This window comes from Acinetobacter psychrotolerans (genome assembly GCF_048552595.1).
In the GTDB taxonomy this organism is placed as follows: domain Bacteria; phylum Pseudomonadota; class Gammaproteobacteria; order Pseudomonadales; family Moraxellaceae; genus Acinetobacter.
Window position 1 is genome coordinate 24,867 of sequence record NZ_JBIMDK010000024.1, and the last position, 15,202, is coordinate 40,068.

Below are 15,202 nucleotides of genomic sequence, written 5' to 3' on the forward strand. Positions count from 1 at the left end.
TTTACTCTTGGTAGAATGCGATAAATTACTTTTAAAAAGAGCACTTAGGTGCTCTTTTTTTATATAATTGAAAAAAATGAAAGACCTATTAGAGTAATTATGTATACCCACTATGATTTGATGTTGCCACTACTTAAAATTATGCAGTCAAATGATGTGACTTATAGTTTAAAAGAGGCGTATGAAGCCCTGATTCTTGAATTAAATTGTTCTGACGAAGAAATAAATGAAACGATGGAAGATGGTCGAAATGTGATTTTTTATCGGTTACAGTGGGCGAAAACCTATTTAAAAAAAGCAGGGTTTATTGAATATCCTCAAAAAGCACATTTTAAGTTATCTGACCTTGGTAGAAATATAAATCTCAAAAATCTCAAAAAGCTGGATCGAAAATATCTCTCTCAATTTGATTCATTTAATGAGTTTAGAAAAATAAACCCCAAAGTTGAAAAAGAGCAAAAGAAAGAGGATATTCTGGAAATAAATTTAAGTTCAGATGAGCTGACTCCGCCAGAAATAATCACTGAACAATCTAATTTATTAAAAAATGATTTAAAAATAGATCTACTTAATTTAATTAAAAGTAATTCACCTCAATTTTTTGAAAGATTAGTTGTCGATTTACTGGTTGCCATGGGCTACGGCGGTTCACATCAAGATGCTGCACAAGCAATTGGTAAAACTAACGATGGAGGTATTGATGGTGTTATTAGTGAAGACCGTCTTGGTTTAGATAAAATATACATTCAAGCTAAGCGTTGGGAAAATACCGTTGGACGTCCTGATATTCAACAATTTAAAGGCGCTTTAGCAGATCAGGTGGCTAAGAAGGGTGTATTTATTACAACCTCAAACTTTAGTAAAGAAGCAAAAGAGTCTGCGAAAAAATCCGGTATAGTTTTAATTGATGGTGATAAATTAACATCCTTAATGATCGAGTTTGGTTTAGGTGTACAAATAGAACGAAGTTTCCATATTTATAAAATTGACCAAGACCGATTTGATGAAGATAATTTTTAAGAGCGCCTAAGCGCTCTTTTTTATATCTTATTTTTATTTAAATTAATAACATCATATAAATCATATTATTAATAAATACTAAAAATATAAAGCTGTACAAAAGATATATTAAGATATATCTTAATTAGTGTCCATCAAATAGGTGAGTATCATGTCCGATTCCGAATTTAATCACCATCCACAAAGTGCACGCCGTGGACGCCTATTCGAAGCGGGGCGTATGAAGCTATTGGTTTTATACCTAATTGAACAATCTCCGAAACATGGCTATGAAATTATCAAAGACATCAGTGATTTAGTCGGTGGCGGTTATAGTCCAAGTGCAGGGACGATTTATCCAACCTTGAGCTGGCTTGAAGAAATGCATTTTATTCATGTGAGTGAATCAGAAGGTGATCGTAAGCAATATCATATGACTGAAGCAGGCATCGCACATTTACAACAGCAGCAGAAACTGGTTCAGGAATTGTTGGAAAAATTAGAAACCCGTCGTGAAATTCACGACAATGATCAGCTCATAGATATCTATCGGGCAATGGAAAATTTGAAAACAGCATTACGCTTAAAACTGAAATTAAATCAGGTCGATGTAGAACAGGTACGACAAATTGCCGAAAAAATTGATCAGGCAGCCGTCGAAATTGGCAGACTTTGAGGCGAAAATCAGTTATCCATTTTTAAAGAGTACAAAAAATGAAACAACATCAATATCACGTGACTGTTCAACATCTTGCCGATGCGCAGGGCAATCCATCTTCTTATGCAGAAAAACTTGAATTTAATACCGGTAACCATGATGATATTTTTGTGGTGCTAGATCGCCTGCAAAAAGCAGAATTGTTTGATGATACAACGACAAAATCTTTTGCGGTTGGTTTAAAACTGTTTAGTGAAGTTATGCTAGAAAATAAAAATCATGAACTTTTCAAAAATTTTCTTCCACAATTCCATACATTTATGAAGCATTTAAAGCAGCAAGTAAAAAACAATGATTAATATGATTGAAAGAAGCGAGTAATAATATGTTGAGTCAAGGTAAAATGATTATAGGTTCAATTCCAAAACTCCCTGCAAAATATGCAGTGTGGATTATGCCGTTATTACTTTCGGGAATAATGAGTGCGATTATTTCGATGATTAATTTGTGGAAAAATTTAGGTTGGATCGATGGATTTTTTTCAAAATGGTTTTTAGTCTGGCTATTTTCATGGGCAATTGCTTATCCAACGGTACTTATTTTTCTACCGATTGTACGTCGGATTACAGGATTACTTGTCGATATGTCACCGCCTGAAGCATCAAGGTAGTTACTTTAAGTTGTTTTGTAAATAATTGAAATAATGCTCGAATTTATTTATAAGCTTACAACAAATTCAATTAATAATGCCTTTTTTCGTAAGATAAAGAATATTGAAAACAAAACTCCAATTGTCCTATTCATAGTATTCAGCGTATTAAGTTAGTGATAGGTTCAAGTGAATAGAATCGCTAAACTAAAGCACAAACTTGATGATCAGCAGATCGCAAAGCATCATTTGGCGCTGAGTAAATAATAGGATAAGAAAATGACCAATACAAATTACACAGAAATTTCTCATTCAGATGATTGCGAAAAATACGTCAATCAGTTTATTCAAGATTTTCAAATTCGTTCTGCGGAAATAGGTAGAGGTACTGTGATTAAGCGCGCTTTACCTAGTCGCAATAAACGCATGATTGGCGCATGGTGTTTTCTTGATCATGCTGGACCTGTGACTTTTCCACAAGGTGATGGCTTAGATGTTGGGCCGCATCCGCATATTGGCTTACAGACATTCACATGGATGATTGAAGGCACGATGATGCATACCGACAGCATTGGTTCTAAGCAACTTATCCGTCCAAAGCAAGTGAATTTAATGACGGCGGGTCATGGTATTTCACATACCGAAGTTGCTCCAGACAGTGAAATTCATATGCATGCGGCACAACTTTGGATTGCGCTACCTGATGATAAAATTAATATTGCACCACAGTTTGATCATTACCCTGAGTTACCAGTGGTCGAGCAGGACAATATTGAATTTACAGTTTTAGTCGGTAATTTTTTAGAAACTCAGTCGCCAGTCAAAGTGCACTCTGAACTGTTAGCTGTGGATTTAACTGCAAAAGAATCGGCAACGACTCGCATTCCGCTCAATCCAAATTATGAATATGGATTTTTAGCCTTGGAAGGCACAGCAAATATTAACGGTCATGAATTAGATGATAATAATTTGGTGGTACTTGAACCGGGTTTAAAAGAAATCGAAGTTCAGTTGCATCAGGGGACACGTTTGTTAATGCTCGGTGGTAAACCATTTGAATCTCCAATTTTATTGTGGTGGAATTTTGTTGGGCGTACACAGGAAGAACTGGCGATTGCCCGTGAGCAGTGGGTTAATCAGGATAGTCGCTTTGGTCATATCCCTGATTATGATGGTCCTCGTTTAGAAGCACCTGCTTTTCCTGACAAGATGCGAGCATCGAAGTAATTCAATCTATTCATAAACAATAAAGATAATAAGGAATTTACATGGCAATTATTGCAAATGCATCAGTCAAAACCTTGCCAGAACCTTGGTCAGGTGATATCTCGAGTGGTGCACATCGGCTCATTACAGATAAGCCTGAATCATTTGGTGGACAGGATAAAGGTCTAGCACCCTATGATTTTATCTGTAGCGGGCTAATTTCTTGCACCATGATCACCTTACGTATGTATGCACAACATAAAGGCTTTGAACTGGGTGAATTTACGGTTGAAGCCGATTTTAATGCCAATAAGGAAGGGCAGGAGTGGATTGAACGGCGTTTGGCATTTATGAATCCATTAAGCGATGAGCTACATCAAAAAGTTTTGGATATTTGTCAGAAAACCCCTGTGACGAAGACTTTGCTTAGAAGTGTAGAAATTAAAACGTCTCTTTTATGATGTGATTATGACTGAGAAATACTCTATTTAATCGTGATTTTATTTTACGCAATAGAGTATTTTTCTTGCACAACACTCGGTATAGTCAATGTACAAAAATCGAGGCAAAAACAATGATTACGCTGCATCATTTAGAACAATCACGCTCCCTACGTATCCTTTGGGCACTCGAAGAACTGGGTGTTGAATACCAGGTCAAACATTACAAACGCCTGCCGACTTTTGCTGCGCCACCTGAATTAAAAGAAGTACATCCATTGGGTAAAGCACCTATATTGACCGATGGAGATCTGACGATTGCTGAATCTGCTGTCATTCTCGATTATTTGCAGGCAACCTATGACAAAGACAATAAATTCAAATCACAAAATCCGAAAGATGCGATGCAATACAATTACTGGATGCACTATGCTGAAGGCTCATTGATGCCTTATCTAGTCATGACATTAGTGATGAACAATGTATCTAAGCATGTGCCATTTTTGATCCGTCCGATTGCCAATAAAATTACAGATGGTGTAAAAGGCGGTTTCATTAATCCACGTTTAAAAGATCATACGGCTTATCTGGAAGAGTACTTGAGTACACATGAATATTTTGCAGGGGATTTTTCTTTTGCAGATATTCAAATGAGTTTTCCTGTTGTTGCAATGCAGGAACGAATTAAAGGCAAAAAGCCAAAACTGGAAGCTTATGCAGCAAAAATTCAGCAACGTCCTGCCTTTCAGAGAGCCAAAGCAAAAAGTGATTTTTAGATTATTATGGATTTGATCTTTCTGCCGGGCGCATCTGGCAATACAGAATTCTGGCAACCTATGATTGAAAAATTGCCTCAACATCAGAATGGCGGTAAAACTGTGATCGCCTATCCTGAATTTGGCGGTTATCCAAGCCATATAGATGTAAATAGTTTTACAGATTTACAGCATTATGTATTAGATCAGATTCAACAACCTTGCATGATCATTGCTCAATCGATGGGTGGGATTTTTGCAGTACAGGCTGCATTGCAAAAACCTGAATTGGTCAAGGCACTGGTTTTGGTCGCAACTTCAGGTGGGATAGATTTAAGCCCTTTTGATGTAGCGGATTGGCGCACCGATTATCAACAAACATTCAAAGTACCTGACTGGTTTATTCATCAGCAGCCTCATTTGGATGATGTATTATATAAAATAGCTTGTCCTGTACTTCTCATCTGGGGTAACACAGATGCAATCAGTCCTGTTGCTGTTGGAAAATATTTACATAGCAAAATAGGTTCTTCTACATTACACATAATTAAGAATGGTCAGCATGATTTAGCTTATGTACATGTAGATGAAGTCACTGAATATATTAACAAATTTATCAATCAATTACATAGCTAGACTATTTCAGTCTTAGATTCAAAAATCAGAACATAAAAAAGGATGCCATAGCATCCTTTTTTACTTTTCAAAGTAAATTAGCGTTTGACTACAATCGAATCGATACCGCTATGCTGTAAGGTCTGTTGTGCAATCACCGCAGCATTCTGAGAATCATAAGGACCTGAAATCACACGATACCAAGTTTTACCACCTTCGGTGCTTTGTACGACATCGGCAGATAAACCATTCAGAATGATTTCCGCACGACGAGCATCGGCACTGTCTGGGTCAGGGTAACTGCGAACCTGTAAAATATATTCAGGTTGAGTTGGAGCGGTTGCGGTCGTTTGGTCTGAACTATCTACGCCAACATTGACATTCTCTGGCTGAGACGGTGCTTCTACAATCACAGGTTGCTGCTGAGTCTGCGTTTCTGGAACTGCTTGTTCAGGAATAGGTGTAACTTGTTGCTGAGGCAATAGATCATAGAAACGATAATCTTTATTGGTGTCTTCCTGATAATGCGGGGAAGTGACATCATTGTTTCTAGGCTGAACAGGTGCCCACGGTTTCCAAAGCATTAAAGCCACTGCAAAACTTAACACGATTAATATGACCACAAGCATGCCGAGCCATTTTGGAATCAAAGGCTGTTTAGGCTTATTTGGATTTGGTCGTTCTGATACACCGCGTTGCGTTTTTCCAAACACGTGGAATCCCTCTTATTCTTTATGATTTACATCGCTAAATTTTGTGAATCTTATTTGAAAATTCACTGTGCAGCGATGTAAAACCTATTTTTACGACAGCAATATTCATTTTGGGATCAACTGTCAGAATTTCAATCATCTGTTCAATTGATCCCAAATATTGCTGTGCTTACATGCATTGACTTACATAGAGTCAGGCGCAGATACGCCAAGCAATGTTAAACCATTTTTGAGCACTTGTTGTACGTTTAATGATAACAGCAAACGTGCTTGAGATAGCGTAACATTTTGTTCATCAAGAACTTTTGCATCATCAAGGTTATACCAAGCATGGAACAGTGAAGCCAGTTCTTTCAAGTAATTCCCCACTTGATGTGGTTCATAATTATTGGCAGCGCGGATCACAATTTCAGGATAGGCCGCAAGTTTTGCTAAGATTTCAGATTCGGCTTCAAGTGTAAGTAATGACACGTCATAAGTGTTGAGCTGAGTAATATCGAAAGGTACATTCTTTTCAGATGCCTTACCAATCATACGGTTCACACGAGCATGTGCATACTGAATGTAATACACAGCATTGTCTTTACTTTGTGATACGGCTAAATCCAAATCAAAATCAATATGTTGTTCAGATTTACGCATGACATAATAAAAACGTGCAGCATCATTGCCGACTTCTTTACGTAAGTCACGTAAAGTCACGAACTGACCTGAACGAGATGACATTGCTACCATCTCACTGCCACGCCATAAACTCACGAACTGAACCAAAAGCACAGTCAGTTTTTTCGAGTCATAACCCATCGCATCAATCGCAGCTTTAACACGTGCGATATAACCGTGGTGGTCTGAACCCCAGATATCTACAATATCGGTGTAACCACGTTGTAGCTTGTTCAAGTGATAGGCAATATCAGAAGCAAAATAAGTGGTCTGACCGTTACGACGTTTTACAACACGGTCTTTTTCATCGCCAAATTCAGTCGATTTAAACCAGATGTTGCCATCTTTTTCGTAAAGGAAGCCACGTTGATCAAGAGTTTGCAATGCTTCATCAATTTTTTCAGTCAATGATGCTTCGCTGAACCATTTGTCAAAAGTAACGCCAAATTCACCTAAGTCATCTTTAATGTCATCTAAAATGGCATTCAAAGCTGCTTGATGGAACACACGATAACCTGCGCCAATGAGTGCTTGTGAATTGTGAATCAAGCCATCAATATGTTTTTCTTTATCACCTGAAAGGACGACTTTATTGCCCTCTGCATCAAGTTCTGCTGCATATTGCACATCTTCAGGTACATCCTTATAGACATCGGCAGCAGGGCGTACATAAGCATCGCCATCTTTATCGATAATACTTTGTGCGATTTCTTTAACGTAGTCGCCTTGATAGGCATTTTTAGGGAATACAAGCGTTTGACCTGTAAGCTGTAAATAACGTAAATAAGTTGATGTTGCCAAAATGTCCATCTGACGGCCTGCGTCATTGACATAATATTCACGGTCTACTTTGGCACCTGTTGCTTCAAGTAAATTGGCAACCGTCATACCATAAGCAGCACCACGACCATGACCCACATGCAGGCTAGATGTCGGGTTGGCAGAAACAAATTCAACTTGAACTTTTTTCGCTGCATTGGCTTGGGTTTTACCAAATTCATCTTTTTGAGCTTGAATCTGATTTAAAACAGCAAAGCGCTGGTCTGCATTTAAAAAGAAGTTTATAAAACCTGGACCTGCAATTTCAGCTTTAGAAATATCAACTACTTCAGGTAAATTCGCTAAGATTTTTTCTGCAAGATCACGAGGCTTCATACCCGCTGCTTTAGAACCGATCATGGCAATGTTGGACGCAAAATCACCGTGACTTCGATCTTTTGTTCGCGTCAAAACACTGGTGTTTTTCCAGTCAGATGGAAGAGTCCCTTCAGCTTGTAGGGATTGCACTGCGTGATCAAGAGCTGCTTGTATGGCCGTATTCATAATCTATAAGGAAATAAATGTCGCAGAAAAACGCTAAATATAGCAAATTTCGAGGCCTTTAGGTGAAAGCATTTGTATAGAATAAAACTAAATCGCGCATAAAGACGAATAGGCGATTTATTGCGGTCTATTTAAAGAGATCAATTTCCCATTCAATGAATTTTTTCGGTTCTTTAAATAGAAAAGCATTGGTGGCTTTTATTCAATTTTTGAAGCCAAATTTCCATCATGAAAATAAATAATTTCAACCTAAGCAACTGAATAATATTGTAAAAATTATTTAGTTTTTATCGTGTAGCTGATTTGGTTGAATGTTTAGAATATTGCTGATGTTTAAAGTCTTATTGACGAATTATTCTTTACAGCTCACAGGCTTATTGAGTAATTCTGCATGTCCATTTTCAAAGGAATATAATTTTGAATTATTAAAAATCTTAATCATTTTTGCTTTTTTCAAAGCAGCTTTGAATGGTTCTAATTTTTTAATATTGATGGCATCAAAAGGATTGGAATAGTTTTTATTGTCCAAAAGAAATTGAATTTGTCCGACTTGTGGGTCATACGCTTTTAAAATTTCTTGTCCGTCTTTATTTTGAATGCTAAAGCTTGGTTTTTGCGACGGAATTTTACAAGTCAGGCGGAAGAATAGCATTTCACTATTTTTAGACTTATTCTGTAAGTTGTAGATGCCTTGCAAATCATTTTCGATATATACCCATTGACCTATGGGCATATTCATCGTCATTTGCTCTAATTTTTCTAGCGTGGCTTTACTGACATCAACGATGCCTTTTTTATCAATTTCAGGTGCTTTTTTCTCACCTAAGCCCACCAAGTTTTTGACTTTATCGGTGGTCTTGTTTATACCAGTAGACACTTTTTGCACGGTTTGACAGCCTGAACAAACCAAAACAGTGCTGAAAAGAACAATACTGATTTTAGAGTGGATATTCATATTGTTATTCATTTTTAGTTTTGTGATGAATGAAGTAAATTAAAGCCAAAGTTACAATAAATCAATCATTGCAAAGAAATTCTAATAAATACTCTGAGTTGTATGGGTATGATTCATTTTATTTTCAGCAAGATAAGTGAAAATAAAGCAGATGATATTGGAGTCTGAAAAAATTGAGATCAATTTATCATTTTATAAAATACCCTACATATCATTATCACGTATCTAAATACCCCTTTAGGCTAAAATAGGTCTAAGCTTGTATGAGACAAAAGTCTAAGTTAAGCACAAGTGAGAAGCAAAATAGTTGCTTCAATGAGAATGGAAATGATCACGGAAAAATCGAAAAAATATCCACTGTATATTCACTATGCAGGCAATGCCTTATTAGAACTACCATTATTAAACAAAGGTTCTGCATTTACTGAGTCTGAACGTACTCAATTTAATCTACACGGTTTAATCCCGCATGTGATCGAAAGTATTGAAGAACAGAGCCATCGCTCGTATCAGCAGTATTGTTCATTCAGTGAAGCGATCAATAAGCATATTTATTTACGAAATATCCAAGACACCAATGAAACACTTTTCTACCATTTAATTGAAAATCATCTCAGTGAAATGATGCCGATTATTTATACCCCAACAGTAGGCGAGGCTTGTCAACGTTTTTCAGACATTTATCGTCGTCATCGTGGGGTATTTATTTCATATCCAGATCGTAAGTATATCGATGAAATCATTCATAATATTAATCGTAAAAATGTCAAAGTTATTGTCATTACCGATGGTGAACGTATTCTGGGTTTAGGCGACCAAGGTATTGGCGGCATGGGAATTCCGATTGGAAAATTGTCCCTCTATACCGCATGTGGTGGTATTAGCCCTGCGTATACATTGCCGATTACCATTGATGTGGGAACCAATAATCAACAATTATTGAATGATCCTCTTTATATGGGTTGGTCAGAAACACGTATTGGTGGTGATGAATATTATGAATTTGTAGATGATGTCATTGCAGCAGTGAAGCGTCGTTGGCCAAAAGCTTTAATCCAATTTGAGGACTTTGCACAGAAAAATGCGATGCCTTTATTGGAAAAATATCGTGATAAAATTTGTTGTTTTAATGATGATATTCAAGGAACTGCCGCTGTTTCTGTAGGTACATTAATTGCAGCAAGCCGTGCAGCTGGGAAACAGCTTAAAGATCAAAAAGTCGCATTTTTAGGTGCAGGATCAGCAGGTTGTGGTATTGCGGAACAAATTGTTGCACAAATGGTTGCAGAAGGACTAAGCGATTCAGAAGCACGTGCTCGTGTCTTCATGGTTGATCGTTTTGGTTTAATTACTGAGAATCAGCCTAACTTATTGGATTTCCAGCGTAAGCTTGTGCAGAAAGCTGATGATGTTGCGCACTGGGGCAACGCCGATGAAATCATTTCTTTGCTCGATGTGGTGAAAAATGCTCAACCTACCGTGTTGATTGGGGTGTCGGGTCAACCGGGTTTATTCACTGAAGAAGTGATTAGAACTTTGGCTGCAAATTGTGAATATCCAATCGTTCTTCCATTATCAAATCCGACGTCACGAGTGGAAGCTGTACCTGCGGATATTATTCAATGGACAGAGGGTAAGGCATTGATTGCAACGGGTAGCCCGTTTGCACCAGTGAATTACCAAGGTCAGATCTTTAATATTTCGCAGTGTAATAATTCCTATATTTTCCCGGGTATTGGTTTAGGTGTTATTGCTGTACAAGCGACACGTGTGACAGACAATATGCTGATTGCTTCGAGTACGGCGTTGGCAGATTGTTCACCTAAATTAGTCGATCCAACAGCAGATTTATTGCCTGATTTGAATGAATTACAGCAAGTATCTAGAATTATTGCATTTAAAGTAGCCAAAGCTGCGATTGCAGATGGCGTTGCACCATTAATCACCGATGAACAGCTTCAGCAAAATATTGAAAATAATTTCTGGAAACCTGAATATCGTGATTATAAGCGAGCGCCTTTCTAAATCATTAAAAATAAAAGGGGCTATATAGCCCCTTTTATTATGCGCTTTAAGTCAATATTGAGAATCCTTTTTTATTGAGTAGTTGGTATTTTTCCGATCAAAAAAAATAACAATTCAAATATATTTTTTTGTTAATTTTTGCTTAAAATAGAGTTTCATAAAATTTAATACAAATAATTAGAATGTTAAAAAATATTAATACCTTACTAGAAAGTTTTGGCTTAGGTCTGCAAAAACGAGCTGTCCATATTCAATTTTCCAATCAAGCTTTGAATGGCAGTGTATTTTTACAGTGTATTCAGGGGCAGCAACAGATCAATCAAGGTTTAAAGGCAGAATTACTCTGTCTTTCTACCGATGCACATATTGCTTTAAAGCAATTCATTGGTTGCCAAGTCGCCGTGGATCAAGTCACCGATTTTGGTGAACTTTATCGCACTACAGGTGTTGTAACAGGTGCAAGCCAAGGGCAAAGTGATGGTGCATTAACGGTATATAAAATCACCCTTGAAGATGCAACGAGCTTATGGCATAAGCGCTTGAATAGTCGTGTTTTTATGAACAAAAGTGTTTTAGAAATTTCAGAAATTTTATTTAAAGAATGGCAAGCAAAGAGTGCTTTATTTGCAGCAAGTTTAAGCTTAGATAGTAGTGGCTTAACAAAAGAATACGACATACGTCCATTTGTAATGCAAGCCAATGAAACGGATTATGCTTTTCTGACACGGCTTTGGCGCAGTGAGGGAATAAACTGGTTGGTTGATGAATCTGCACGTGTTGTACCTATTTCCGCAACTCAAATCGAAGCGCAAAAATTACGTCTCATTGATGATAATTCTCAATATGAAGCGATGCCAAGACGGAGCATCCGTTTCCACCGTAGTCATGCTACAGAACGCTTTGATACGATTACCAGTTTAATTGCACAGCGTTCAATTCAGTCGACTGCGATACAAGTACAACGTTGGCAGGCCAATAATTTAGCGCAAGATCAAGGAGATAGTCTGCTCAGTAACCATCAACATAGTGAACAGCAAGACAATGAAACTTTAAGTTTAGAGCAAGCTTGGACAATCAGCCCTGCGTGGACGAGTGACTTAAAAGGCGAAGACCAAACCACAGCTTCAAGTTCTGCGCAGCTCGATAAACTCAATTCGCAACTGACCCAATATCAAGAACTGCAATCTAAATATTTTACTGCGACCAGTTCTGTGCGTGATGCACAAGTGGGTTATTGGTTTGAACTCAAAGAGCATCCTGAAATTGATCAACATGATGGTTCGGATCGTGAGTTTCTAATCTTAGGTAAGACATTTTATAACCAAAATAATTTACCTAAAGAACTGCAAGACCAATTGTCTAAGTTGCTCAATTTAAGTTATTGGAATCATTTAATTAAAGATCAGCGTCAGGCCAATGAGCTGTCATTGATGCGTCGAGGAATTGCTATTGTTCCTGAATATAATCCTTTAGATCATAGGCCTGCTGCATTTCCACAACGTGCAAAAGTGGTTGGGCCACAAGGCGAAACGATTTATGTTGATCAATGGGGGCGCATTAAAGTCCGTTTTTTGTTTACTCGGACTGATGACAATAGCCATGATGGCGGCGCAGGTTCTAATGACAATGATACTGACTCTGCGTGGGTGGATGTGCTGACTTCATGGGCGGGTGAGGGTTATGGAGCTCGATTCCATCCACGAATTGGTGAAATCGTAGTCATTGATTTCTTTGATGGCAATGTAGACCGTCCATTTGTGATGGGACGTTTACATGAAGCAGAACGTCATCAAACCATGTTTGATATCAAAGGTCAGCTTCCTGATACCAAAAAATTAAGTGGTATTCGCTCATCGGAAGTGGGTGGTTCAGGATTTAACCAATTGCGATTTGATGACACCACAGGCCAAATCAGCACACAGCTACAAAGTAGTCATGCAGCGACACAACTTAATCTCGGGAACTTAAGTCACCCGAAAGATAAGGAAACCAGCAATGGGCGTGGCGAAGGTTTTGAGTTAAGAACCGATGCTTACGGTGCCATGCGTGCAGGAAAAGGCATGCTGATTACGACTTATGCTCAAGAAAATGCGATTGCAGATCACTTAGAAGCAGCACAAGCGCAGTCTTTGTTAAATCAAGGCGCAGAAAGCATGAAAGTGCTGAGTGAAATTGCAGTCAAACAACAAACGGATGCTTTAAATGTGGTGAATCGTTTACCGAAATTGATTCAATCTCTTGAGCTTAAAAGTAAGACTCAGGCGTTAAATACAACAATTAATTTGTTTAAAGATAGTGTAAGTTCTGATCCTTTAAATGCTTTAAAAGATTGTGGTGGCTTTATTCAGGATATTGGTTCATTTGGTGGAAATGCTAAAGGAGTTGTCGATGAATTCAATAGCTTTTTTACAGATGCCAAAGAGTCAGTCGAAAACTTGAAAGATTTTATTGAGAATGTTCAAGAACATGGTTCGGACATAATCAAGGGTAAACTGGCAAGTATTAAAGACAATATTAAATCGAACCCTTTTGAGTCTATTCAAAGTGTTGGAAAAGTACTGGCAAATGTCGAGATTAAAGATTTTGATTTAACCAGTGTTTGTGGAACTTTTAATAAAGGCAGTAAATTGGATGTCAATCCAATGCAAGCTTTGGGTTCATTACAAGGCTTTATGGAAAGTTATACAAAAGACTTAGAAAATAGCGGTGATAGTGCTAAACAAGAGCAAGGTAAGATTTTCCGGCAGGCGTTGATGTTATTGGCTTCACCAAATGGAATTGCGTTAACGACACCAGAAGATATTATTTTACAGGCTTCGCAAGATATTGCTGAAAGTTCTGGGGGCTCAATTAATCTGAGTGCGCAAAAGAATATTGTTGCTCATGCGCAGGATAAAGTAAGTTTATTCGCTGCACAAAAGGGTTTAAGTGCTTATGCTGCAAAAGGAAAGGTGCAAGTTCAAGCACAGGATGACTTGGTTGAAATCATTGCGAAAAAAGTCATTAAGTTGATTTCTACGGAAGATAAGATTGAGTTGACCAGTACCAAAGAGATTGTTTTAACAGCAGGCGGTTCTCAACTGAAAATTAATGCAAGCGGTGTGTTTTCTACCACAGGTGGCAAGTTTGAGAGTAAAGCTGGACAGCATAGTTTTGTGAGTGGGGTAAAGGTGTCTTATGAGGTGCCTCAACTACCAAATAATGTGATGTATAGTAATAAGTTAGATGTTTATGACTTGTTTTGGGATTTTGACTTACCTAATTTGTCTTATGTAGCAAAATTTAAAGATGGAAGAATTTCAACAGGTTCATTGGATGAAAATGGGAGAACTGCACGAATTGGATCTGACTCTTCAGAACCCGCAGAAGTTTTTGTAGATACAAATACTGATTGGATTTTAGAAATAGAAGAAGATGAAGAATTTGAATCTAATAATGAGAATAGCTAATAATAAAGGTCAATTAGAATGAATACAGCATTAAAAGATAAATTATACAATATTACTTTTACTTTACATGATTTAGCTCATAAGCCAATTCCAAATTTATATTATGAAATTAAGAATGGTAAAGAATTGGTAAAAAAAGGAAATACGAATGAGCAGGGAGAGATTTCTCTTAAATATGTTGGGGGAAATACACTTACTGTTTTTGTACGAAAAGATGCTGATAAAACAATGAAAAAAATTGGTGAAATACATACACCAAGTAAAAACATAAAAGTAAAACTTATTAGTCCAAAAATGAAATTTGATGTAACTTTATTGCCTCACCAAGAACAAGGTAAATACTGGAGAGGAACTTATAAAGTAAAAAGTGGAGATACACTCTCTAAGATAGCAAAAGAACATCATACAACTGTTTCTGCTTTATTGGCTCTAAACCCCAATATAAAGAAACCTAATAGAATTTATCAAAACGAGCAAATTGATATCGTTGAAGGAAATGCAGATGCAATAATCAAGCTTGATGCAAATATGACTGTAAAAGTTCCACCAGTTAAGAAAACGGGTACTGTCGCAGTGGATCGTAAAAGTAAATCATCAAGTTCAGCTTCTTCAGCTGATACAAAAAGTAAAACTACCGAGCAGAAAGTTGCAAATACTCAACCTCAACCTCAACCTCAACCTCAACCTCAACCTCAACCTCAACCTCAACCTCAACCTCAACCTCAACCTCAACCTCAACCTCAACCTCAACC

14 protein-coding genes are annotated in these 15,202 nt (G+C 37.4%); 11 read left to right on the forward strand and 3 right to left on the reverse strand.

Annotated features, from left to right (window positions below; translation table 11 throughout):
- The first annotated feature begins 99 nt into the window (after positions 1-99).
- The 8 genes from ACG94X_RS15630 (at position 100) to ACG94X_RS15665 (ending at position 5,343) form a co-directional block, all read left to right on the forward strand.
- Positions 100-1,020, forward strand: coding sequence for a restriction endonuclease (locus tag ACG94X_RS15630; RefSeq protein WP_419384615.1), 921 nt, complete (start codon positions 100-102; stop codon positions 1,018-1,020).
- Between the two features lie 151 nt (positions 1,021-1,171).
- Positions 1,172-1,675 carry a PadR family transcriptional regulator gene (locus ACG94X_RS15635; protein WP_419384616.1) on the forward strand — a complete coding sequence of 168 codons (504 nt, stop codon included), beginning with the start codon at positions 1,172-1,174 and terminating at the stop codon, positions 1,673-1,675.
- Between the two features lie 38 nt (positions 1,676-1,713).
- Positions 1,714-2,016 (forward strand): DUF3861 domain-containing protein, encoded by a 303-nt coding sequence (locus ACG94X_RS15640; RefSeq protein ID WP_419384617.1) that lies wholly within the window; start codon positions 1,714-1,716, stop codon positions 2,014-2,016.
- Positions 2,017-2,042: 26 nt separating this feature from the next.
- The gene (locus tag ACG94X_RS15645) at positions 2,043-2,327 is read left to right on the forward strand and encodes a DUF2798 domain-containing protein (protein ID WP_419384618.1); all 285 of its coding nucleotides are present in this window, start codon (positions 2,043-2,045) and stop codon (positions 2,325-2,327) included.
- A gap of 258 nt (positions 2,328-2,585) precedes the next feature.
- Positions 2,586-3,533 carry a pirin family protein gene (locus ACG94X_RS15650; RefSeq protein ID WP_419384619.1) on the forward strand — a complete coding sequence of 316 codons (948 nt, stop codon included), beginning with the start codon at positions 2,586-2,588 and terminating at the stop codon, positions 3,531-3,533.
- A gap of 41 nt (positions 3,534-3,574) precedes the next feature.
- Complete coding sequence (locus ACG94X_RS15655) at positions 3,575-3,973, forward strand: OsmC family protein (RefSeq protein WP_419384620.1); 399 nt, start codon at positions 3,575-3,577, stop codon at positions 3,971-3,973.
- A gap of 113 nt (positions 3,974-4,086) precedes the next feature.
- A complete protein-coding gene (locus ACG94X_RS15660) occupies positions 4,087-4,728 on the forward strand; it encodes a glutathione S-transferase (protein WP_419384621.1) in 642 nt (213 codons plus the stop codon).
- Positions 4,729-4,734: 6 nt separating this feature from the next.
- Positions 4,735-5,343, forward strand: coding sequence for an alpha/beta fold hydrolase (locus ACG94X_RS15665; RefSeq protein ID WP_419384622.1), 609 nt, complete (start codon positions 4,735-4,737; stop codon positions 5,341-5,343).
- Positions 5,344-5,420: 77 nt separating this feature from the next.
- Here the strand turns inward: ACG94X_RS15665 and ACG94X_RS15670 are convergent, their stop codons facing one another.
- The 3 genes from ACG94X_RS15670 to ACG94X_RS15680 form a co-directional block, all read right to left on the reverse strand.
- Positions 5,421-6,035: an SPOR domain-containing protein gene (locus ACG94X_RS15670; RefSeq protein WP_419384623.1), complete on the reverse strand. Its 615-nt coding sequence runs from the start codon at positions 6,033-6,035 to the stop codon at positions 5,421-5,423.
- Between the two features lie 183 nt (positions 6,036-6,218).
- Entirely contained in the window at positions 6,219-8,021 is a 1,803-nt protein-coding gene (gene argS / locus ACG94X_RS15675; RefSeq protein ID WP_419384624.1) for an arginine--tRNA ligase, read from the reverse strand.
- A gap of 352 nt (positions 8,022-8,373) precedes the next feature.
- Positions 8,374-8,976: a YfjT/YkfB family phage-associated protein gene (locus ACG94X_RS15680; RefSeq protein ID WP_419384625.1), complete on the reverse strand. Its 603-nt coding sequence runs from the start codon at positions 8,974-8,976 to the stop codon at positions 8,374-8,376.
- A gap of 327 nt (positions 8,977-9,303) precedes the next feature.
- On the opposite strand from ACG94X_RS15680, the gene ACG94X_RS15685 reads away from it, so the two are divergent.
- From ACG94X_RS15685 to ACG94X_RS15695, 3 genes are all read left to right on the forward strand, one after another.
- Positions 9,304-11,001 (forward strand): NAD-dependent malic enzyme, encoded by a 1,698-nt coding sequence (locus tag ACG94X_RS15685; RefSeq protein ID WP_419384626.1) that lies wholly within the window; start codon positions 9,304-9,306, stop codon positions 10,999-11,001.
- Between the two features lie 182 nt (positions 11,002-11,183).
- Positions 11,184-14,450 (forward strand): type VI secretion system Vgr family protein, encoded by a 3,267-nt coding sequence (locus tag ACG94X_RS15690; protein WP_419384627.1) that lies wholly within the window; start codon positions 11,184-11,186, stop codon positions 14,448-14,450.
- An 18-nt stretch (positions 14,451-14,468) separates the two neighbouring features.
- Positions 14,469-15,202 (forward strand): LysM peptidoglycan-binding domain-containing protein (locus ACG94X_RS15695; protein WP_419384628.1); only part of this gene is annotated, 734 nt, incomplete at its 3' end.

Coding starts and splice junctions, on each gene's coding strand:
- ACG94X_RS15630 (WP_419384615.1), top strand. CDS start 100: ATGTATACCCACTATGATTTGATGTTGCCACTACTTAAAATTATGCAG.
- ACG94X_RS15635 (WP_419384616.1), top strand. CDS start 1,172: ATGTCCGATTCCGAATTTAATCACCATCCACAAAGTGCACGCCGTGGA.
- ACG94X_RS15640 (WP_419384617.1), top strand. CDS start 1,714: ATGAAACAACATCAATATCACGTGACTGTTCAACATCTTGCCGATGCG.
- ACG94X_RS15645 (WP_419384618.1), top strand. CDS start 2,043: ATGTTGAGTCAAGGTAAAATGATTATAGGTTCAATTCCAAAACTCCCT.
- ACG94X_RS15650 (WP_419384619.1), top strand. CDS start 2,586: ATGACCAATACAAATTACACAGAAATTTCTCATTCAGATGATTGCGAA.
- ACG94X_RS15655 (WP_419384620.1), top strand. CDS start 3,575: ATGGCAATTATTGCAAATGCATCAGTCAAAACCTTGCCAGAACCTTGG.
- ACG94X_RS15660 (WP_419384621.1), top strand. CDS start 4,087: ATGATTACGCTGCATCATTTAGAACAATCACGCTCCCTACGTATCCTT.
- ACG94X_RS15665 (WP_419384622.1), top strand. CDS start 4,735: ATGGATTTGATCTTTCTGCCGGGCGCATCTGGCAATACAGAATTCTGG.
- argS (WP_419384624.1), bottom strand. CDS start 8,021: ATGAATACGGCCATACAAGCAGCTCTTGATCACGCAGTGCAATCCCTA.
- ACG94X_RS15680 (WP_419384625.1), bottom strand. CDS start 8,976: ATGAATATCCACTCTAAAATCAGTATTGTTCTTTTCAGCACTGTTTTG.
- ACG94X_RS15685 (WP_419384626.1), top strand. CDS start 9,304: ATGATCACGGAAAAATCGAAAAAATATCCACTGTATATTCACTATGCA.
- ACG94X_RS15690 (WP_419384627.1), top strand. CDS start 11,184: ATGTTAAAAAATATTAATACCTTACTAGAAAGTTTTGGCTTAGGTCTG.